Genomic DNA, 18,296 nt, shown 5'->3' on the forward strand with positions numbered 1-18,296 from the left:
TGTCATGCGCCCCGCGGCCTGCCGTCAGCGGATCTTGAGGGTGATCGTCGACCCCTTGGGCGCGGTCTTCCCGCCCCGCACGGACTGGTCGCGCACGGTGTCGCCGAACAGGCCGAGCAGGCCGCGGTCCTCCTCGACCTCGAAACCGGCGCCCTGAAGCTTCTGCCTGGCCTCGCCCACGCTGTCGCCCACCACGTCCGGAACCTCGATCATCTCCGGTCCCTTGGAGAGCGTCAGCGTCACCGTGTCACCCTCGGCGGCCTCGCCGCCGGGGCCCGGGTTCTGCCGGGCGACCTGGCCCGCCTCGTGCTCCGAGTTGATCCGCTCCGTCGCGACGCGCACCTTCAGGCCCGCCTCCTGGAGCTCCTCCCTGGCCTCGGCCGGGTCGCTGCCCGTGACGTCCGGGATGTCGACGGGGGCGCCCTTGCTGACGGTGAGCGCGATCGCCGTGCCGGCCCGCGTCGTGGTGCCCGTCGCGGGGTTCGAGCTGATCACGGAGCCCCGCGGGACGTCCTCGCTGAACTCCCGGGTCACCATGCCCGGCTCCAGACCGCTGTCCTTGAGGAGGTTGCGCGCCTTGTCCAGCCGGTCGCCCGCGACGTCCGGCACCTTCACCGTCTCGGGGCCGTCGGAGACGGTCAGCGTCACGGAGTCGTTGTGCCGGATCCGGGCGCCGGGCGCCGGGTCGGTGCTGATGACCGTGCCGCGCCTCACCGTGTCGCTGTAGGCGTGCCTGACCTGCCCGACCTCCAGACCGGCGTCCGCGAGCCGGTCCTCGGCCTGCGCCTCGGTCTTCGCCAGCAGCGGCGGGACCTCGGTGAACTGGCCCGAGTTGATGTACCAGACACCCAGACCGAGGCCCAGTGCCAGCAGGACCGCGGCGATGAGTGTGACGACCGTGCGCCGCGGGCGGGGGCGGCGGCGCGGGGTGTCCAGGGGCGGCGACTCCAGACGGCTGGTCCGGTTGTACCGGGACTCGTCGTCCTCGTTCACGGGCAGCTGCCGCAGTGCGGTCAGCGCGCGCGGGATGACGCTCGTGCGGTCGTCGGCGTTGTCGTGCTGCGCGGTGACCGCCTGCGGGGGCACCGCGTCGAGTTGCTCGGCACCGAGCGCGGCCCGCGACTCACGGACCCGGGCGAGCAGCGCCACGGCGTCGTACGGGCGGATCTCCGGCATGCGGGCGGTCGCCGCCGCGACCAGCTCGTCCAGCTCGTACGCCAGCCCGGGCACGGCAGCCGAGGGTGGCGGGACGTCCTCGTGCACATGCCGGTAGAGCACCTGGGCGGGGGAGTCCCCCGTGTGCGGCTTGCCGCCGGTCAGCATCTCGTAGAGCACCACACCGCACGCGTACACGTCGACGCGGGGATCGGCGCTGCCGTGCTCGATCTGCTCGGGGGCGAGGTAGGAGACGGTGCCGAGGACGGACCCGGTGGTCTGGGTGACCGTGTCCACGGACCGGACGAGCCCGAAGTCGGCGACCTTGACCCGGCCGTCGTCCCCTATGAGGACGTTCTCCGGCTTCATGTCCCGGTGCACGAACCCGGCGCGGTGGGCGGCGCCCAGCGCGGCCAGGACCGGCTCCAGGATGTCCAGCGCGGCCCGCGGCTGCAGCGCCCCGCGCTCGCGCAGCACGTCCCGCAGGGTGCAGCCGGAGACGTACTCCATCGCCAGGTAGACGTACGACCCGTCCGCCCCCTGGTCGAACACCTGGACGACATTGGGGTGGGCGAGCCGGGCCACCGACTTGGCCTCGCGGATGAAGCGCTCGACGAAGGAGACGTCGGCGGCCAGGGTCGGATGCATCACCTTGAGCGCGAGGACGCGGTCGAGGCGGGTGTCCACGGCTCGGTAGACCGTGGCCATCCCGCCGACCGCGATCCGCGCGTCGACGCGGTAACGGCCGTCGAGCAGTTGCCCGACCAGAGGGTCCTGAAGGGTCGTGTCCACGCAGGCGAGTGTACGAGCCGTCACCGACACCGCTCGCCGGTTCCCGGAGCATCGGGGCGGTACTGCAGCGGACCTGTGACGTGTCTGACGCGCCCACGCGCGACCACGTGGTAGGGGATCACTGGAAGGCGGGCCGCTCCGGGTCCAGCGCGGCCATCCCCGCCACCGGCGAGGAGGCCTCCGCGAAGTGCCGCCGGGGGATACGCCCCGCCAGCCGGGCCAGCCGTCCCGCCTCCACGCCGTTGCGCATGGCGGCGGCCATCAGCACCGGTTCCTGGGCCCGGGTCACGGCTGAGGCGAGCATCACACCCGCGCACCCCAGCTCCATCGCGAACGCCGCGTCCGACGCCGTACCCGCTCCGGCGTCCAGGATCACCGGCACGCGCGCGTGCTCGACGATCAGCTGGAAGTTGTGCGGGTTGCGGATGCCGAGCCCCGAGCCGATCGGCGACCCGAGCGGCATGATCGCGGCACAGCCCACGTCCTGGAGCCTGCGCGCCAGCACGGGGTCGTCGTTGGTGTACGGCAGCACCGTGAAACCGTCGTCCACCAGCGTCTCCGCGGCGTCCAGCAGCTCGATCGGGTCCGGCAGCAGGGTGCGCTCGTCGGCGATGACCTCCAGCTTGACCAGATCGGTGCCGAGGGCCTCGCGCGCGAGGCGGGCGGTCAGCACGGCCTCCCCAGCCGTGAAGCAGCCGGCCGTGTTGGGCAGCACCCGGATGCCCAGTCTGTCCAGCACCGACAGGACGGAGCCGTGCACATCCGGGTTGACGCGCCGCATCGCCACGGTGGTCAGCTCGGTCCCGGAGGCGACCAGCGCCCGCTCCAGCACGTCCAGGCTGGGCGCACCGCCGGTGCCCATGATCAGCCGCGAGGTGAAGGTCGTACCCCCGAGGACAAAGGGATCGTCGGCCATGGGTCAGCCTCCTTGGACGGCGGTGAGGACCTCGACACGGTCACCCTCGGAGAGGGGCGTGACGGGCCACTGCGCGCGCGGGACGACGGTTTCGTTGAGGGCGGCGGCCACACCGGAGGGCGCCGCGGTGAGGGTGCGTACGAGGGTGTCGAGGGCCGTGCCGTCGGTGATCCGGCGGGGCTCCCCGTTGACGGAGATGATCATGCGGGCTGCTCCGTGAGTGCGGCGCTGAAGCGCTTCGGCGTGAAGGGACGGGCCTCGTCCGGGAGTTCACCGGTGGTCAGGACGTGCGCCATGGCGTCGCCGGTGACCGGGGTGAGCAGGACGCCGTTGCGGTAGTGGCCGGTGGCCAGCAGCAGGCCGTCCAGACCGGTCGGGCCGAGCAGGGGGGCGTTGTCGGGCGACCCGGGGCGCAGACCCGCGCGGGTCTCGGTGAGGGGCAGCTCGGTGATGCCGGGGACCAGCTCGTGCGCGTCGCGCAGCAGCTCGTACACGCCGCCGGCGGTGACCGTGGTGTCCCAGCCCAGTTCCTCGCTGGTGGCGCCGACGACCAGCTCGCCGCTCTCGCGCGGCACCAGGTACACATGGCTGCCGCGCACCACCGCGCGCACGGTGCGGTTCAGGAACGGCGCGTGGGCCGGCGGCACGGTCAGTCGCAGCACCTGCCCCTTCACCGGCCGCACGGGCGGCAGCACGGCGTCCGGGACGCCCGCCAGCCGCCCGCTGAGGCTCCCGGCGGCCAGCACCACCTGCCCGGCGCCCACCTCGGTCCCCGCGCGCGTGACGACGCCCGCCGCCCGCTCCCGGACGACCAGCAGCCGCTCGGCCCACTCCCGGTGGAAGACCACGCCCGCCCGCTCGCAGGCGGCCACCAGGGCGGCCGAGAGCCGCCGCGGGTCGATCTGGTGGTCGCCGTCCACCCGCAGCCCGCCGCGCACACCCGGCGCGAGCATCGGCTCCAGGCGGCGGCAGTCCCGGCCCGACAGCCACTCGGAGTCCAGCCCGGAGCGGCGTTGCAGGGCATGCAGTTCGCGAAGGTGGGCGCGGTCGTCGGCGTCCAGCGCGACGGCCAGGGTGCCGCACCGGCGGTAGCCGAGGTCGTGTCCGGTGAGGTCGGTGAGCTCGGCCGCGAACTCCGGATAGCGGCGGGCCGAGGCGAGGTTCAGACCGAGCAGGGTCTCCTCGCCGTAGTGGAGTTCCGTGACGGCGGCGAGCATGCCGGCCGCCACCTGGGCGGCCCCGCCGCCGGGTTCGGGGTCGATTACGGCGGTGGCGAGTCCGCGCTGTGCGGCCCGCCAGGCCGTGACCAGGCCGATGATTCCGCCCCCGATGACGAGGACGTCTGACGTACGTGCGGAGGACGACACGGGCTTCAGCCCCTCCCTTCGCCGGCATGACCCGGATCAGGTTCGTACGGTCGGAGGCCGGCCAGCCTCCCTCTCAGCCCGGTACGTCCGGGCTCCCGCGAGTGCTCTACGGTGGCCACCCTAGCTCTTGCCCGCACGCCTCTGTAAGGGAGCCTCCCGGCATGGCCCGCTCACTGGACGGACTCGTCCTCGCTCCCGTCGCCGACCAGGCCCCGGGACAGGTCGGGACGCGCACCCGGTTCACGTACCACGAGCAGGACGGCGAGATCCGGGCCGAGTACGCGGGTGGCGACGTCGTCCGCGGATACCTGGTGGGCACCCGCGAGGGCGACCGGCTGGACTTCCGGTACGTGCAGCTCAAGCAGGACGGTACGACGTCCTCGGGGCACTGCGTCTCGACGGTCGTGGATCTGCCCGACGGGCGGGTGCGACTGGAGGAGAGCTGGGAGTGGGAGTCGCAGGCGGGCAGCGGGACGAGCGTGGTCGAGCAGGTCGGCCGGAGGTCCGGGGAAGGCGACCGGTAGCACCCCCTTACTGACAAACTGTCAGTTGTCTATGGTGATCAGGTGAGCGAGCAAACGAGGGCACAGGCGCGGCGCGTGGTCGTCGTGGGGGCGGGCATGGCCGGAGTGCAGACCGCGGTGGCCCTGCGGGAACAGGGCTTCCCCGGCACCGTGACGCTGATCGGCGCCGAGCCGCACCAGCCGTACGACCGGCCGCCGCTCTCCAAGGCGGTCCTGCTCGGCAACGCCGAGGGCTCCGCCTTCGACGTCGACTTCGAGGCGCTCGGCATCGAGCTGCACCTGGGGCGCGAGGCGACCGGCGTGCGCCTCGCCGACCACGGGCTGGACACCGAGTCCGGGCCGGTGCCCTACGACGTGCTGGTCCTCGCCACCGGTGCCGAACCCGTCACCCTGCCGGGCGCGGAGGGTGTCCCCGGTGTGCATCTGCTGCGCACCCTGGACGACGCCGAGCGGCTGCGGCCGGTGCTCGCCCTGCAGCACGACATCGTGGTCGTCGGCGCGGGCTGGATCGGCGCGGAGTTCGCCACGGCGGCCCGGGAGGCCGGCTGCGCGGTGACCGTCGTCGAGGCCGCCGACCGTCCCCTCGCCGGGGCACTGCCCGCCGACGTGGCCGCGCCGATGAGCGCCTGGTACGCCGACAGCGGCGCCGTCCTGCGCACCCACGCGCGCGTGCGGAGCGTCGAGCCGGGCGCGGTCGTCCTGGACGACGGCACGCGGGTGCCCGCGGGCGCAGTCGTGGTCGGCATCGGCGCCCGGCCCGCCACGCGCTGGCTCGCCGGCTCCGGCATCGAGCTCGGCTGGTACGGCGAGGTCGTGGCCGACGACCACCTGCGCACCTCGGCGCCGGACGTCTACGCGGTCGGCGACTGCGCGTCCTTCCCCTCGGGGCGCTACGGCGAGCGGCTGATGGTGCACCACTGGGACAACGCCCTGCAGGGCCCCCGCACGGTCGCCGCGAACATCATCGGCGAGGCACCCGCGGTCTACGACCCGGTGCCGTACTTCTGGTCCGAGCAGTTCGGGCGGTTCGTGCAGTACGTCGGGCACCACACCACCGCAGACGCCACCGTGTGGCGCGGTGACCCCGCCGGGCCCGCCTGGTCGGTGTGCTGGCTGCGCGAGGGCCGGCTCGCCGCACTGCTCGCGGTGGGCCGCCCGCGGGACCTGGCGCAGGGCCGGCGGCTGATCGAGGCCGGGACCGTGCTGGACCCGGAACTGCTGGCCGACCCGGCACGCCCCCTGAAGGCGGCCACGGCGTAACGCGTCGTCGCAGGTGGGCGGGGTCGGTGGGCGGGGCTGACTTCCGACTGTCAGTGGGGGATGGCAGGCTTGTTCCCGTGACCGAGATTGACGCAAAGATCGATGCTCTCGTCCCCGCCTGGCTCACCCTCCCCGACATCGCCGAAATGCTCGGCGTCGAGGTGACGCGTGTGCGGCAGCTTGTCAAGGACGGCCAGCTCATCGCCGTGCGCCGCGGTGAGAACCGCGCGCTGCACGTCCCCGCCGCCTTCATCGACGGGGACAAGGTCGTCAAGGGCCTGTCCGGGACCTTGACGCTCCTGCGGGACGACGGCTTCACGGACGAAGAGATGCTGGAGTGGCTCTTCACCCCCGACCCGAGCCTGCCGGGCACGCCCGCGCAGGCGCTCAGCGAGAATCGCGGCACGGAGGTGAAGCGGCGGGCCCAGGCACTCGCCGTCTGATCCCAGCCCGACCCGAAAGAGCCTGACCGGCGTACGGGCCGCGGTCCGCGGGCCCCGGCCCCGGGCCGACCGCGCCCGGCGGGGCCCGTACGCCACCGGCAGGCACACCCAGAGGTACTGATCCACGGGGGGACCCACGCATGCCCGACACCGCCGCCACCGCTCGCGCCCGGCTCGCCGACGCCCGTGTCTACCTGTGCACGGACGCCCGTCGGCGCCAGGGCGACCTGCCCGAGTTCCTGGACGCCGTCCTGGCCGGCGGGGTCGACATCGTGCAGCTGCGCGACAAGGGCATGGAAGCCGCCGAGGAGCTGGAGCACCTGGCGGTCTTCGCCGACGCCTGCGCCCGGCACGGCAAGCTGCTCGCGGTCAACGACCGCGCGGACGTCGCCCACGCCGTCGGCGCCGGTGTGCTCCACCTCGGCCAGGGCGACCTCCCGGTCACCGCGGCCCGGGCGATCCTCGGCGGCGACGTCCTCGTAGGCCGCTCCACGCACGCGGAGGCCGAGGCCGAGGCGGCGGCCGTCCAGGACGGCGTCGACTACTTCTGCACCGGACCCTGTTGGCCCACCCCCACCAAGCCCGGCCGTCACGCCCCCGGCCTCGACCTCGTCCGGCACACGGCAGCGCTGGGCACCGACCGCCCATGGTTCGCCATCGGCGGCATCGACCTCGGCAACCTCGACGAGGTCCTCGACGCGGGTGCCCGCCGGGTCGTCGTCGTCCGCGCGATCACCGAGGCGGACGATCCGGGCGCGGCTGCGGCGGAGTTCGCGAAGCGGCTGCGTGGGGCCTGAGGTGTGACCCCATGTGACCGCAGCGTGTCCAAGGGATGGACAACAAGCCGACAATCCGGGCAAATTTCCTGCATCCGGTTGGGGGACAGGCGCCCCCTGGCTAACCTGCCCGTATGGCCCTCGGAACCGCATCCACCAGGACTGATCGCGCACGCACAGTGCGTGACATGCTCGCCCCCGGCAGGACGACGTACTCGTTCGAGTTCTACGCGCCGAAGACGGCCAAGGGCGAGCGCAGCCTGTGGGAGGCGCTGCGCAGGGTCGAAGCGGTGGCCCCCGACTTCGTCTCCGTGACGTACGGCGCCGGAGGTTCCACCCGCGCGAGCACGGTCAAGGAGACGCAGCAGATCGTCGCCGACACCACGCTCACCCCGGTCGCCCACCTCACGGCCGTCGACCACTCGATCGGTGAGCTGCGCAATGTGATCGGCCAGTTCGCCGACGCCGGCATCCGCAACATGCTCGCCCTGCGCGGCGACCCGCCCGGCGACCCCATGGGCGACTGGGTGCCGCACCCCAAGGGACTGGCCTACGCCGCCGAACTCGTCCGCCTCATCAAGGAGTCGGGCGACTTCTGCGTCGGCGTCGCGGCCTTCCCGGAGATGCATCCGCGCTCCGCCGACTGGGACACGGACGTCGAGCACTTCGTCGACAAGTGCCGGGCCGGCGCCGACTACGCGATCACACAGATGTTCTTCCAGCCGGAGTCCTACCTTCGACTGCGTGACCGAGTGGCCGCCGCGGGCTGCGAGACGCCGGTCATCCCCGAGGTCATGCCCGTGACCAGCGTGCGGATGCTGGAGCGGCTGCCGCAGCTCAGCAACGCTCACATTCCGTCCACCCTGAAAGAGCGGATCCTCACAGCAAAAGACAATCCGTCCGCTGTACGCTCCATTGGGATCGAGTTCGCCACGGAGTTCTGCGCACGGCTGCTGGCGGAGGGAGTGCCGGGTCTGCACTTCATCACGCTCAACAACTCCACGGCGACCCTGGAAATCTACGAGAACCTGGGCCCGCACCACCCACCGCGGGCCTAGACCGGTCGCACGCTCATACGACACACTGCGTAGCGGCCACTGGGAGAGGGGCGTACATGGGCTGGACGGTCCTCTACATCGCGTTCGGCATCGTCGCGCTGTGGCTGCTCGGCGAGGTGCTGCTGCAGTACAAGGCGCGGCTTCGCTGGCGGTTGCTGGCGTTCGCGGGCTTCCTCGGTGTCGTCGTCGGGGTGCTGATCCCGTCCGTCATCGTGATCGGACTGGGCGCGGCCGCCTTCGCGGTCGGGCAGACCTACGTCACGCTGTCGTTCCGCCGTGGCTTCGCCGCCGGATGGGCGGTCACCGGGCGTCCGAGCCTGGGCGGCAGCAAGCGCCGCCGCGGTGAGCCGGAGCACCAGGACCCGACGCTGGAGGTCTCCGACCTCGAAGCGCCCGGCTACGGCGACGGCGACGACGGCAAGTACGAGCGGGGCGGCGCCGGATACGGCCAGGACGACTACGAGCGCGACGACGTCTTCACGCCCGCCCGCCCCGGCGCCGCGGCGGCCGCCGAGACCACGTCCGTGTACGAGCCGCAGCCGCTGCCCGACGACACCGGCTCCTACGGCGTGTACGACACCGGTGCCTACGCCACCCAGGGCCAGACCCAGGACCAGTACGCGGCGGCCGCCCAGTCCACCGACCAGGCCTACGCCTACGACGGCTACTCGGGCTACGGCCAGCAGCAGTACGGCTACGACACCACCGGTCAGCAGCAGTACGCGGCCTACTCAGACCCGTACATCGGCACCCAGACCTACGGCGGGTCGTACGACACCGGGTACGACCAGCAGCAGTACGGCCAGCAGGGCTACGGCCAGGACCAGTACGCCACCGGCGGCTACGGCGGCGAGACCCCGTCAGGCGGTGTGTGGGTGCCGCAGCAGCGCAACACCGACGACCCGTACGGGGGCGAGCTGCCGCAGGAGCAGCCGTATCCGTATCAGGAGGACGGTCAGGCGCAGCAGGGGAACGGGTACGACGAGCGGTACCGGTTCTGAGTCACTGAACGTGCGGAAGCAGTGGGCCCCTGGGAGCCCCGTGGCTCCTCGTGAGGGGAACCGCGGGGCTCACTGCCGTCCGGGATCCTCGTCGTAGAACGGAATCACCGGCAGCCGCGTGTCCTCACCGGGAGCCGCGGAAGTCCGGTCCCTCCACGATCAGTCCCGACACCAGCGCGCCCGACATCCCGGCGTGCGGGAGGCCACCGCCCGGGTGGGACCAGCCGCCGACGGCGAACAGGCCCGGCAGCGCGGTGCTGTTGGAGGGATGCAGCAGTCTTCCCCCGGCCGCCGCCAGCGCCGGAGCCGGGATCGCTCCGCCCTGCGCGCCGGTCGCCTCGGCGATGTCGGCCGGGGTGTACGGCTCGTGCCGGAGAAGGCGGGAACGGAGGTCAGGTATCGCGCGCTCGGCAGCGGTGATCATGGCTTCGGCCTGGTCGGCGCAGCTCTGCGGCGAGGCCGACGCCGGCACGGTGGCCGTCAGGGTGACCGCCTCGTGGCCGGAGTCCGGGACGAGACGCGGATCGTCGGGGCGCAGGACCGTGACCGTGGGGTGCCAAGCCCCGGGTCCCGGCAGCCCGGCGCCGAAGACGGCCTCCAACTCGCCCTCCCTGTCCGCGGTGTGCACCACCGTCCGGTGCGGTGTGCCCTGCGGACGGGGGCCACGCAGCGCCAGCAGCACCGTCAGGCGGCTGGGCAGCCCGTGCCGGGGCGGGACCTCGCCGGTGGTTCGCGGCGGCATGTCCGGCAGCGCGCCGGGCGCGACCCCGGCGACCACGAAGTCCGCCTCCGCGACCGTCCCGCCGGCCAGCTCCACGCCCGCCGCCCGTCCGTCCTTCTCCAGGAGTCCGGTGACCTCGGCGCCGAAGACGAACTCGACCCGGCGGGCCAGACACCGCTCGTGGACCGCGCGCGCCAGCTCCCGGATGCCGCCGCGCACGTACCAGGCGCCGAAGGCGTGCTCCATGTACGGCAGCACGGCCGCGCTCGCCGGTGCGACGCGCGGGTCGAGGCCGTACGCCAGCGCGTGGCTCTCCAGCAGGGCGATCAGCCGGGGCTCGCGCAGCTCCCAGGCGCCGACCTCGGCGAGCGTGCCGGCCCGGCGCGTGCGCAGCAGCCTCTTGTGCGGAACCGAGGGGTAGGGCTCGCGCTCGGCGAGCACCGGCCAGTCGGACCACAGCGGCTCCTCCAGGAGCGGCCGGCGCGTCCGGTCCCAGGCCTCGCGGGCCCGCACCAGGAAGTCGCCCCAGCGGTCGCCCGCGCCGGAGCCCAGCGCCTCGTCGAGCGAGGCGACGGCGCCCGCGCGCGAGGCGTTCGGCACGGAAACCTCCGTGCCGTCCGCGAAGATGTGCCGGGCCGACGGGTCGACCTGCGTCAGCTCGACGCACGCCTCCAGTGGCTCCTTGCCGGTCTTGAGGAACAGGTCCCGCCAGACCGCGGGCAACGGCAGCAGGCCGGGACCGGTGTCGAAGGCGAACCCGTCCCGCTCCCGCCGCCGCACCGCCCCGCCGTACGTCTCCGTACGCTCGTACACCGTCACCCGGTGGCCCGCCACGGCCAGCCGCGCGGCAGCCGCCATGGCGCCCATCCCGGCGCCGATCACCGCAATCCGTGCCATGCCCGCGACTTTATCGGCCACCACTGACACCGCGTGACCGGGCCTGTGACCTGGGGCGACGCCCGGCATCACCCCGGCGGACCGCCCTCCCGCTCCGCCAACCGCCGTTCCTCGCGGCGTTGCGCTCTGCGGCGCAGGAAGCGGTGGATGCGGGAGGCCAGGAAGTACAGGGTGATCAGACCGGTGACCAGCAGGATCGCCGCGATGATCGCCGCCGCCTCGGGGTAGAAGATCGCGAACGTCACCAGCCCGCCGACGCCCAGGTCCTCGGCGATGCTGATGATCACGTTGCTGAAGGGCTCCGGCGACGCGTTGACCGCCATCCGGCTCCCGGCCTTGACCGCATGGCTGGCCAGCGCCGTCGAACCGCCGATCACGCCCGCCGCCAGATCGGACAGCGAAGCGCTCTGCCCGGCGAGCAGCGCCCCGACCCAGGCGCCCGCGGCGGGCCGGATCAGCGTGTGCACGGAGTCCCATACGGAGTCGACGTACGGGATCTTGTCGGCGACCGCCTCGCAGAGGAACAGCACGCCCGCGGTGATGAGCACCTCGGGGCGCTGCAGCGTCTCAGGGATCTCGTCGCTCAGCCCCGTCGCACCGAAGAAGCCGAGCAGCAGCACCACGGCGTACGCGTTGACGCCGCTGGCCCAGCCGCTGGTGAAGACGAGAGGGAGTACGGACACGGACGCGATCGTAACCACCGGGCGGCCGCGCGTCCTGGGGACGAACACCGACGACTGAGTACCCGTACTCAGTCACGGAGATGAGTACGCACGCGGATGGGGCCAAACCTGCGCGAACGAGAGAGTAGTGGCACGGAAAGGGGCCCGGCGCCGGCACCGCCGACACGGGGCGGCGGAACGGCGAGGCCCTGGACCGCTCCTTCCGCCGGCTCAGGTCGGCGGGAGCGAGGCACGGGGGAACCCGGGGAGGGACGACCGGACGGGGGCCCAACGGGGGGAACGGGAAACACGGGGGTATCGGGGGAGCACGAGGAAGCGCCGGTCCGGCGTGGCCCGCGGGGGACGCGGCCACGGTCCGGACCGGCGCTCTCCGTATCTGCCTGGTAGGTCAATGCGCGTCGCCGGCACCACCCGGGCGGCCTACCCGAGCCGTCGGCCCGAGCCCCTACGGCCGTCCGCTCACCCGTCCCTGCAACAGCCGCGACAGCGCCGCGTGCACATCGTCCAGGGAGCGCTCCGGCTGGAACGCCTGCCAGTCCAGCGCGGCCACCAGCACCATCCCGACCAGCGCCGCCGCCGTCAGCGGCACGTCGATCTCCTCGCTGAACTCACCCTGCTCGATGCCCTCGCGCAGTACGTCCTCGACGACGGCCACCGCCTCCTGCCGGACCACCAGCAGCGTGGACTGCCAGGCTCGGTTGGTGCGCCACAGCTCGGCGACGTACAGCTGCGTGAAGGCCGGATAGCGGTCGATGAAGACGAGCCCGGCGCGGATCATCGCGTCCAGCGCGGCCACCCGGGTGCCGCCGTCCTTCGCCGTCCGCTCGGCCGCCTCCTTCAGTGAGGCGGTCAGCAGGCCCACGCCGTGCCGCAGCAGCTCCTCGAAGAGGACGGACTTGCTGGCGAAGTTGTAGTACACGGTGCCCTTGGCGACCCCGGCCCGCTCGGCGATCTCGTCCACCGTGGTCGCGGAGAAGCCCTGCTCCGCGATGAGCGTGACGGCCGCCTCGTAGAGCTTCTGCCGGGTCGCCGCGCGGCGGGTACTCGCCCCCGACGTGGCGCTGCTGCTTTCCATGGCCCTGATTGTCACAGGAACGGCATCGTTGTAGGACACAGCGGACGAGGTCACAGGCTCAGCTCCGGGTGCAGCCGGTCCAGTGTCCACACCTGGCGGCGGCGGGCCGACAGCGCGGTCAGCGCGAGGGCGCCCACGGTGAACGCGGCGAGCACCACGCACGCCTGCCACACGGGAGCGAGGCCACCACCCGTGATGAGCCTCCTGAGCGCCTCGACGATGTAGCTCATCGGCAGGAACGGGTGCAGCGCGTTGAAGAAGCCCGGACTGGTCTGCACGGGGTACGTGCCCCCGGCGGAGGTCAGCTGCAGCATCAGCAGGGCCAGCACCAGGATCCGGCCGGCGGCGCCGAAGCGCGCGTTCAGCCACTGGACGATCGCCGCGAAGCACGCCGTCACCAGGAACAGGAAGCCCACCGTCCCGGCCGCCCGCGCCATCTGCAGGCCGACCGCCCAGTGCAGCACCGACATCAGGGCCGCCGTCTGGAGCACGCCGATCGCCAGCACCGGCAGCCAGCCCGCGAGCGCGATCCGCCAGGCCGAGGCGCCGGTGGCCAGCGCCCGCCGGTTGAGCGGCGCGATCAGCATGTAGGCCACCATCGCGCCCACCCACAGGGACAGCGGGATGAAGTACGGGGCGAAACCCGTGCCGTAGTTGGGCGCCTTGTGGAGCGACTTGGAGGCGAGCTGGACGGGGTCCGCCATGACCTCGGTCCGCGTGTCGCGCTCCCGCTCGTCGTAGTCGGGGATCTGCTCCGCGCCGTCGTGCAGCCCGTTCGCCAGCTTCACGGAGCCGTCGACCAGCTTGAACATGCCGCCGCTGAGGTCGTCCGCGCCCGTCTTGAGCTCGCCGACGCCCGTGTCGAGGTCCACCGCCCCCGTCCGGGCGGTGCCCAGCCCCGTGTGCAGCGTCTTGGCGCCCTCGGCGACCTTCCCGGCGCCGTCGTTCAGCTTGTTGATCTTGGCGACGGCCTCGTCGAGGTCCTCCGACAGGTGCGGGGCGTCCTCGGCGAGCGCCCGGGCCTGCTCCTCCAGGGTGGCGAGGTGCCCGTCGAGCTTGTCCATGTCGCCGTCGTAGCCGCTGATCACCGTGTTGAGGTCGTCCGCAATCGTGGCCACGTCGGCCGCCGAGTCCATGGCCTTCTCCAGGTTGGAGCAGGCCGCGTCGGGCAGTACGGGGGTCTCGCAGCGCCTCTTGTGGATCTCGCTCAGCGTGTCGGAGGCCAGATGGGCTCCCGTGGCGGCGGCCGGGGCCCGCTTCACCAGCGTGTCGAGGTTGTCCCGGATCGCGGCGGACGAGTCGGCGACCAGCCGCGCCGTGTCACCGATGGTCTTCTCGTTGTCCTCCAGGAAGGGACCCAGCTTGTCCGCGATCCCGTTGACCTGGTCGGCGAGCGTCTGCGTACCCTCCGCGACCCGCGCCGAACCGTCCTCCAGGTCACCCGCGCCGGTGGTGAGCTTCGTCAGGCCCGAGGAGAGGTCCCCGCTGCCGTCCTTGGCCTCCTTCAGGCCGTCGGCGAGGTCCTTGGAGCCCTTCTCGGCCGTACCGATGCCGCTCTTGAGCTTGTCGGCGCCGCCGGCCGCCTTCACCGTCTCGCCGTGGATGTCGGAGAACGAGATGAAGATCCGGTCCAGGAAGGACCGCGACGCCTTCGTGGACGCCGCTGTGCGCACCTCGCTGAACACCGTCCGCGATATCTGCCCGACGATGTAGTTGTTCGCGTCGTTCGTGCGGACCTGAAGCGCGCCCGTCTCGGGGGAGTCGCCCGAACTGGAGGCGATGCGCCTGCTGAAGTCGGCCGGCATGGTCAGTGACAGGTAGTACGTGCCGTCCTCGACCCCCGCGCGCGCGTCCTCGGCGCTCACCTCGTGCCAGTCGAAGACCTCGCTGTCCCGCAGCCCCGCCACGATGTCGTCGCCCGCCTCGACCTGCTTCCCGTCGGCGGTCGCGCCCTTGTCGTCGTTCACCAGCGCCACCGGGAGCCGGTCCAGGCGGCCGTACGGGTCCCAGAAGGACCACAGGTACAGCGCGCCGTACAGCAGCGGCAGCAGCAGAAGCGCCACCAGGGCGGCCCGGGGCAGCTTCCCCCGGCCGAACCGTCGCAGTTCAAGCGCGGCCAGCCTCGGCGAACGCATCCGCCGCCTCCTCCACGTCGTCGCGGGCAGCCCGGCCGCCCTGGTCTTCCCGGCTGTCCTGGTCGCCAGGGACACCACTGTCGGTGCCCTCGGGGTCTGCGTCCTCGTCGGGGGCGCCGGCGGCGTCTTCGCGTGTGCCGCCTGCCTCGGGCTCCTCCGGTAGGTCGCCCATGGCCCGCTCGGTGGACAGCACCATGGCGTCCCCGGAGGCCTCGCTGCACACCGCCACCACGGTCGTCCCGGCCTCGGTGAGCGAGCGGAGCAGCGCCCACACCTCGGCCCGCTCGGCGTCGGAGAGCTTGAGGTCGGTGTCGTCGACCCCGAGCAGCCGTGGGCGCCCGACGAGCGCCAGCGCGACGGACAGCCGCAGCGCCTCCACGCGCTCCAGGTCACGCACGGCGGTCCGCGAGCCCTTGGGCAGCGCCTCCCGGTCGAGTCCGGAGGCGGTCAGGGCGGCTTCGATCCGCAACCGCGCCTCGTTCGCGCGCTCGGTCCGCGGCCGCAGCAGACCCCGCAGCGAGACGCCGAACCGGCGTTGCAGCAGGGCCCTTTCGCGCAGGTGCTCCCCGACGGTCAGGGCCGGGTCGAGGTCGGTGACGCCGGGGACGTGCGCGAGCGCGCTGACCCGGCGCAGGGCCGCCATCTGCTTCGGCAGCCGGGTGTCGCCCACCTCCGCCGTCCCCTCGGTGGCCTTCATCCGTCCGGTGAGCGCGAGCAGCAGGCTCGTGCGCCCCGACCCGGACGGGCCCTCGATCGCGATCAGCGAGCCGGGCTCCGCGGCGAAGGAGATACCGCGGAAGGCCCAGCCGCGGGGCCCTTCGAGCCCGAAGTCGCGGGTGGTGACGGCGAGTCCCGTCACGGTTCCCCCCACAGTGCCCCCAGGTGTTTCTGAACCGAACTATTTGAACTGACTGGTCAGTGCAAAAACTAACCCGAACCTTCGATCGAAGCAAAAGCCCAGGTCAGAACGGATTGTCAGTGCCATACCTCACGATGGGCACATACGGCACCCCCGTATGAGGACGTGCCGTCACCAAGACGACAGGAGGTTCGTCATGGCCAACTCGTCCGCAGCCGCCGCCCGTCGGCGCCGCGCCACCGGCCCTGCCCCCTCACTGACCGGTCCGGCAGGCGACGTGCACCCGGTGCTCCGCCGGGCCACGGCCCCGCCCGCCGCCCTCGACCTGCTCGCCCAGGCCCGCACCGGGCTCGAAGAGGCAGCAGCCCTCGAAACGCCGAACGAGCGCTACGCCATCGCCCACCTCGCCGCCCTGCGCACCGCCGCCGCCGTACTGGCCGCGCGGGGCCGACCCGAGACCAGCCCCCGGCGCCGGGCCCGGATCCGGAGTGCCTGGGAAGTGCTCCCCGAGATCGCGCCCGAGCTCACCGAGTGGAGCGCCCTGTTCGCCTCGGGGGCCCGGCGCCGCGCCCGGGCCGAGGCGGGCATCCAGGGCGCGGCCAGCCGTCGGGACGCCGACGACCTGATACGTGACGTGGCGATGTTCCTCCGCCTCGTCGAGCGGATGCTGGTGCTCCAGCCGGTCCTCCCGCACCCCCGCCCGGACGCGGACGAGGCGAAGGGCCGCGGCCCCGGCACGGACCGCGACCACGGCATGCCCGACGCGGGCTGAGACACCGGACGCGCCGGCCGCCGACACCGCTCTTGGTCAGGAGGAATATGCGCCCAGCGCAGTGACCGGCCGGTGCGCCGGAGGCAATAGGGTGGAGGGCGCCTGAAGCCTTCCCTCCCGCGCCCCGGGCGGGGAGGCAGCCCGTTCGCTCCGCCCCGCACGAGGGCGGTGCCGCGCCGAGGAGTCAACTGCCGTGTCGGACCCGATGCGCCCGCCCGCCTCCCACCGTCACCAGCAAGCGGCGTCGCTGCGCTCCGACCCTCCTCGTCCTCGCGCCGCGCTCCGTACCGCAGTGGTGTGGGAGGTCCTCCAGGAGGCCTTGGACCGCCGGGTCAAGGTCACCGGCCGGGAGTCGCTGGACGTCCTCGACACCGGGGGCGGCAGCGGCAAGTTCGCCGTGCCGGTCGCGGGCCTCGGCCACCGCGTCACCGTCGTCGACCCCAGCCCGAACGCGCTGTTCGCCCTGGAGCGCCGCGCCGCCGAGGCCGGAGTCGCCGACCGCGTGACGGGCGTGCAGGGCGACGCCCGCGGCCTCTTCGACGTGGTCGAGCGGGGCGGGTACGACGCGGTGCTGTGCCACGGCGTCCTGGAGTACGTGGACGACCCGGCCGAGGGCATCCGCAACGCGGTCGCCGCGCTCCGTCCCGAGGGCGTCCTCAGCCTGCTCGCCGCCGGTCTGGGCGGCGCCGTGCTCGCGCGCGCCCTCGCGGGCCACTTCACGGAGGCCAAGCAAGCACTCGACGACCCGAACGGCCGCTGGGGCTCGGGTGACCCGATGCCGCGCCGTTTCACCGCCGAGCAGCTCACCGATCTGGTCGAGGGCGCCGGCCTCGCCGTCGGCGCCGTGCACGGCGTCCGGGTCTTCGCGGATCTCGTGCCCGGCGTCCTGGTGGACACCGAACCCGGCGCCATGGACGCGCTGCTCAAGTTGGAAGCCGCCGCGGCCGAGCTGCCCGCGTTCCGCGCGGTGGCCACGCAGCTTCATGTGCTCGGCGAGACGCAGGCGCCCGCCGGGGCGTGAGGGGCTCCTGCGAGACGGCGCTGATCAGCGCGTTGCTTGCGGATGGAGTACGCCACAGGCCCCCCGATCGGGGCGTTCCCGCCGTATGATCGAGGGAGACCGCCCGGCATGACGGGTCGGCCCCCGGGGAATGTGAATCTCAGCGGGCCGGACCGGCCATGGCGGGTTCCGGTTGGCCAATTGGCGCAGAGGGGCGGGTTTCACGGGGGCGATTCCCTGCCTATCCTGAAGGGACCCCCCGGGTCGCCCCGGCGACTGCACGATGAGGAGGACTCCGTGCCGCTCTCAGAGCACGAGCAGCGCATGCTCGAGCAGATGGAGCGAGCGCTGTACGCCGAAGATCCCAAGTTCGCGACAGCGCTTGAGGGAAGCGGGCTGCGTACGTACACCCGGCGACGGGTCTACCAGGCGGTCGCGGGCTTCCTCGTAGGTATCGCGCTCCTCATGGCCGGAATGGTCGCCAAGCAGGTCTGGCTCAGCGTGGTGGGCTTCCTCGTCATGCTGGGCTGCGCGGTACTCGCCGTGACCGGTTGGCGCAAGGCCCCCAAGCCGGGCGAGCAGCCCGCCGCGGGAGCCCCCCACGCCGGTCGTCAGGGACGTCAGCGGCGCTCGATGATGGACCGCATCGAGCAGCGCTGGCAGCGGCGCCGCGACGAGCAGCAGGGCCACTGATTCCCGACCGCTCCCACCGACGTATGTGAGGGGTTGCCGTCCTGTGGACGGCAACCCCTCTCGTATGCCGTGACCGGGGCGGGGAGCAGGCCGCCGGAACACCCCGGACACGGCGAGGGGGCCGATACCTAGCCCTGTCTCGTATACACAACAGACGCTGCCGACGAAT

General features: G+C 72.8%; 18 protein-coding genes and 1 riboswitch. Of the genes, 9 read left to right on the forward strand and 9 right to left on the reverse strand.

All coding sequences use genetic code 11. The features are described from left to right. Positions 1-24: 24 nt before the first annotated feature. From pknB to thiO, 4 genes are all read right to left on the reverse strand, one after another. Positions 25-1,947 (reverse strand): Stk1 family PASTA domain-containing Ser/Thr kinase, encoded by a 1,923-nt coding sequence (gene pknB / locus ACFV6X_RS29790; RefSeq protein WP_385388636.1) that lies wholly within the window; start codon positions 1,945-1,947, stop codon positions 25-27. Between the two features lie 118 nt (positions 1,948-2,065). Next, positions 2,066-2,863: a thiazole synthase gene (locus ACFV6X_RS29795; protein WP_385388638.1), complete on the reverse strand. Its 798-nt coding sequence runs from the start codon at positions 2,861-2,863 to the stop codon at positions 2,066-2,068. 3 nt (positions 2,864-2,866) lie between these two features. After that, positions 2,867-3,067 carry a sulfur carrier protein ThiS gene (gene thiS, locus ACFV6X_RS29800; RefSeq protein WP_365448527.1) on the reverse strand — a complete coding sequence of 67 codons (201 nt, stop codon included), beginning with the start codon at positions 3,065-3,067 and terminating at the stop codon, positions 2,867-2,869. Further along, on the reverse strand, positions 3,064-4,230 hold the full coding sequence (gene thiO / locus ACFV6X_RS29805; protein WP_385388640.1) for a glycine oxidase ThiO: 1,167 nt from the start codon (positions 4,228-4,230) through the stop codon (positions 3,064-3,066). The genes thiS and thiO overlap by 4 nt, the downstream gene beginning before the upstream one ends. Then, positions 4,227-4,339: riboswitch (TPP riboswitch) on the reverse strand. It overlaps the preceding gene by 4 nt. 52 nt (positions 4,340-4,391) lie before the next feature. Between thiO and ACFV6X_RS29810 the strand changes: the two genes are divergently transcribed. The 6 genes from ACFV6X_RS29810 (at position 4,392) to ACFV6X_RS29835 (ending at position 9,292) form a co-directional block, all read left to right on the forward strand. Beyond that, a complete protein-coding gene (locus tag ACFV6X_RS29810; RefSeq protein ID WP_385388642.1) occupies positions 4,392-4,754 on the forward strand; it encodes a hypothetical protein in 363 nt (120 codons plus the stop codon). Between the two features lie 96 nt (positions 4,755-4,850). Continuing rightward, on the forward strand, positions 4,851-6,014 hold the full coding sequence (locus tag ACFV6X_RS29815; protein WP_385388672.1) for an NAD(P)/FAD-dependent oxidoreductase: 1,164 nt from the start codon (positions 4,851-4,853) through the stop codon (positions 6,012-6,014). A gap of 77 nt (positions 6,015-6,091) precedes the next feature. Then, complete coding sequence (locus ACFV6X_RS29820) at positions 6,092-6,457, forward strand: Rv2175c family DNA-binding protein (RefSeq protein ID WP_385388645.1); 366 nt, start codon at positions 6,092-6,094, stop codon at positions 6,455-6,457. A 140-nt stretch (positions 6,458-6,597) separates the two neighbouring features. Beyond that, positions 6,598-7,254, forward strand: a complete 657-nt coding sequence (gene thiE / locus ACFV6X_RS29825) for a thiamine phosphate synthase (RefSeq protein ID WP_385388647.1) — start codon at positions 6,598-6,600, stop codon at positions 7,252-7,254. A 113-nt stretch (positions 7,255-7,367) separates the two neighbouring features. Continuing rightward, positions 7,368-8,291 carry a methylenetetrahydrofolate reductase [NAD(P)H] gene (gene metF, locus ACFV6X_RS29830; protein ID WP_365448537.1) on the forward strand — a complete coding sequence of 308 codons (924 nt, stop codon included), beginning with the start codon at positions 7,368-7,370 and terminating at the stop codon, positions 8,289-8,291. A gap of 56 nt (positions 8,292-8,347) precedes the next feature. Next, a complete protein-coding gene (locus ACFV6X_RS29835; RefSeq protein ID WP_385388650.1) occupies positions 8,348-9,292 on the forward strand; it encodes a hypothetical protein in 945 nt (314 codons plus the stop codon). Positions 9,293-9,416: 124 nt separating this feature from the next. Here the strand turns inward: ACFV6X_RS29835 and ACFV6X_RS29840 are convergent, their stop codons facing one another. The 5 genes from ACFV6X_RS29840 to ACFV6X_RS29860 all read right to left on the reverse strand — a co-directional run bounded on the left by ACFV6X_RS29840 (position 9,417) and on the right by ACFV6X_RS29860 (position 15,662). Then, a complete protein-coding gene (locus ACFV6X_RS29840; RefSeq protein ID WP_385388653.1) occupies positions 9,417-10,910 on the reverse strand; it encodes a phytoene desaturase family protein in 1,494 nt (497 codons plus the stop codon). A gap of 68 nt (positions 10,911-10,978) precedes the next feature. Then, on the reverse strand, positions 10,979-11,593 hold the full coding sequence (locus ACFV6X_RS29845) for a DUF4126 domain-containing protein (RefSeq protein WP_385388655.1): 615 nt from the start codon (positions 11,591-11,593) through the stop codon (positions 10,979-10,981). Positions 11,594-12,038: 445 nt separating this feature from the next. After that, positions 12,039-12,668 carry a TetR/AcrR family transcriptional regulator gene (locus tag ACFV6X_RS29850; protein WP_385388658.1) on the reverse strand — a complete coding sequence of 210 codons (630 nt, stop codon included), beginning with the start codon at positions 12,666-12,668 and terminating at the stop codon, positions 12,039-12,041. Between the two features lie 50 nt (positions 12,669-12,718). Continuing rightward, the gene (locus ACFV6X_RS29855) at positions 12,719-14,803 is read right to left on the reverse strand and encodes a YhgE/Pip family protein (protein ID WP_385388660.1); all 2,085 of its coding nucleotides are present in this window, start codon (positions 14,801-14,803) and stop codon (positions 12,719-12,721) included. After that, entirely contained in the window at positions 14,775-15,662 is an 888-nt protein-coding gene (locus ACFV6X_RS29860; protein WP_385388663.1) for an ATP-binding cassette domain-containing protein, read from the reverse strand. Before ACFV6X_RS29860 ends, ACFV6X_RS29855 begins: the two co-directional genes overlap by 29 nt. 196 nt (positions 15,663-15,858) lie before the next feature. On the opposite strand from ACFV6X_RS29860, the gene ACFV6X_RS29865 reads away from it, so the two are divergent. The 3 genes from ACFV6X_RS29865 to ACFV6X_RS29875 all read left to right on the forward strand — a co-directional run bounded on the left by ACFV6X_RS29865 (position 15,859) and on the right by ACFV6X_RS29875 (position 18,127). Beyond that, a complete protein-coding gene (locus ACFV6X_RS29865) occupies positions 15,859-16,434 on the forward strand; it encodes an SAV_6107 family HEPN domain-containing protein (protein ID WP_385388665.1) in 576 nt (191 codons plus the stop codon). A gap of 193 nt (positions 16,435-16,627) precedes the next feature. Further along, positions 16,628-17,455, forward strand: a complete 828-nt coding sequence (locus ACFV6X_RS29870; RefSeq protein ID WP_385388667.1) for a methyltransferase — start codon at positions 16,628-16,630, stop codon at positions 17,453-17,455. A 276-nt stretch (positions 17,456-17,731) separates the two neighbouring features. Beyond that, positions 17,732-18,127 (forward strand): DUF3040 domain-containing protein, encoded by a 396-nt coding sequence (locus ACFV6X_RS29875; RefSeq protein ID WP_365448555.1) that lies wholly within the window; start codon positions 17,732-17,734, stop codon positions 18,125-18,127. The last annotated feature ends 169 nt before the right edge of the window (positions 18,128-18,296 follow it).

This window comes from Streptomyces sp. NPDC059861, assembly GCF_042731435.1.
GTDB lineage: Bacteria > Actinomycetota > Actinomycetes > Streptomycetales > Streptomycetaceae > Streptomyces.

Coding starts and splice junctions, on each gene's coding strand:
- ACFV6X_RS29810 (WP_385388642.1), top strand. CDS start 4,392: ATGGCCCGCTCACTGGACGGACTCGTCCTCGCTCCCGTCGCCGACCAG.
- ACFV6X_RS29815 (WP_385388672.1), top strand. CDS start 4,851: ATGGCCGGAGTGCAGACCGCGGTGGCCCTGCGGGAACAGGGCTTCCCC.
- ACFV6X_RS29865 (WP_385388665.1), top strand. CDS start 15,859: ATGGCCAACTCGTCCGCAGCCGCCGCCCGTCGGCGCCGCGCCACCGGC.
- metF (WP_365448537.1), top strand. CDS start 7,368: ATGGCCCTCGGAACCGCATCCACCAGGACTGATCGCGCACGCACAGTG.
- ACFV6X_RS29855 (WP_385388660.1), bottom strand. CDS start 14,803: ATGCGTTCGCCGAGGCTGGCCGCGCTTGAACTGCGACGGTTCGGCCGG.
- thiE (WP_385388647.1), top strand. CDS start 6,598: ATGCCCGACACCGCCGCCACCGCTCGCGCCCGGCTCGCCGACGCCCGT.
- ACFV6X_RS29795 (WP_385388638.1), bottom strand. CDS start 2,863: ATGGCCGACGATCCCTTTGTCCTCGGGGGTACGACCTTCACCTCGCGG.
- ACFV6X_RS29840 (WP_385388653.1), bottom strand. CDS start 10,910: ATGGCACGGATTGCGGTGATCGGCGCCGGGATGGGCGCCATGGCGGCT.
- ACFV6X_RS29835 (WP_385388650.1), top strand. CDS start 8,348: ATGGGCTGGACGGTCCTCTACATCGCGTTCGGCATCGTCGCGCTGTGG.
- thiS (WP_365448527.1), bottom strand. CDS start 3,067: ATGATCATCTCCGTCAACGGGGAGCCCCGCCGGATCACCGACGGCACG.
- ACFV6X_RS29850 (WP_385388658.1), bottom strand. CDS start 12,668: ATGGAAAGCAGCAGCGCCACGTCGGGGGCGAGTACCCGCCGCGCGGCG.